This window comes from Stutzerimonas nitrititolerans, from assembly GCF_003696285.1.
In the GTDB taxonomy this organism is placed as follows: Bacteria; Pseudomonadota; Gammaproteobacteria; order Pseudomonadales; family Pseudomonadaceae; genus Stutzerimonas; species Stutzerimonas nitrititolerans.
In genome coordinates this window covers 1-1103 of record NZ_RFFL01000052.1, presented here as the reverse complement: position 1 = coordinate 1103, position 1103 = coordinate 1, and the positions used below count along the sequence as shown (strand labels likewise).

1 protein-coding gene is annotated in these 1103 nt (G+C 53.9%); it reads left to right on the top strand.

Annotated features, from left to right (window positions below; translation table 11 throughout):
- Positions 1 to 274: 274 nt before the first annotated feature.
- Positions 275 to 1103: hypothetical protein (locus EA795_RS20605; RefSeq protein ID WP_122079226.1), on the top strand; the 829-nt coding region annotated here is incomplete at its 3' end.

The window sequence follows — 1103 nt, the reverse complement described above, 5'->3', positions numbered from 1 at the left end:
CCATTTCCTGATGGTCTCGGCAAACGAAACGCTATACCCGCCCAAGAAAATCAGGATCGATGACACATACATACAAGCGAGAATCCTGCTGGTGTGGAAAGCCACTCGGGTTTGAGGTTGCTGCGCGATTGACGCGGCGGAATGTGAGCTGCGCCATCGTGGCGCTGGGCAAGGCTGGGGCTTGAATCGGCATGCGGCGGAGATGATGCATCGCTCGCAAACTTCGCTCTGGCGAGGATCGCCCGGCTTTCTTAAAACACAGTAAGGACGTGTCGTGACAGAAAAACTCAAAGTCAAAAATGAAGGCGATGCGTTTGAAGCTATTGAGCGCTTCCTTGCTGGCGAGAAGTTCCCTGGAGGGGTAGAGCTTGAAGGGTGGCCAAAGCTAAAGGTCCGCCTGGTCGGGGAAAAATTTCACTCTAGCATCACACCTACGGTGATGCGGTCTTTCATAGAATTGCAGAACCTAGTCTACAAATCGTATGCGATAGCGCAGTACGATACCGAAGACACTCGTAAGCTATCGAAAGAAGAGCGAGACGATCTGGAGATTGAGGTCAGGGTCGACGAAGGTTCGGCGATTTTTGAGGTTGACCTGCAGCAGGTCCTGCTGAAGTTCGCCGAGAAGGCGGGAGAGACAATGCCACCTGAAATGATGGTTGCCACGATCCTGGGGCTCGGGGTGCTCTGGGCTGGCAAAACATCCTATACGGCGTATCTGAACTACCGGAAGGACATCCGCGCAGCGGAAGCTAAGACTGAAGAGCAGCGCGAAGTGCTTACATCAGTTGAGGCGATGTCGAAGCAGGAAACCGCTCGCCTCGAAATTCTGACCAAGCTTCTTGTCACGCAGCCACGGCTAGAAAGCGTAAGCCGACAAACCTACGACGCAAGAACAGAGATGCTCCGAGGTTTTTCTGCTGCTGATGAGGCGACCGTAAGCGGAGTTTCTGTTTCCCAAGACGTCGCGCAGGAGTTGGTCACTAATGCACGGCGCAAGGCTGCGGAAAAACGGCTGGACAGCTACTACCGTGTGACTCGAGTCGACTCATCAAACCCAGATGTCTTCAAGGTGAATCGCCCCGGGTTTTGTGGAGGCCGTT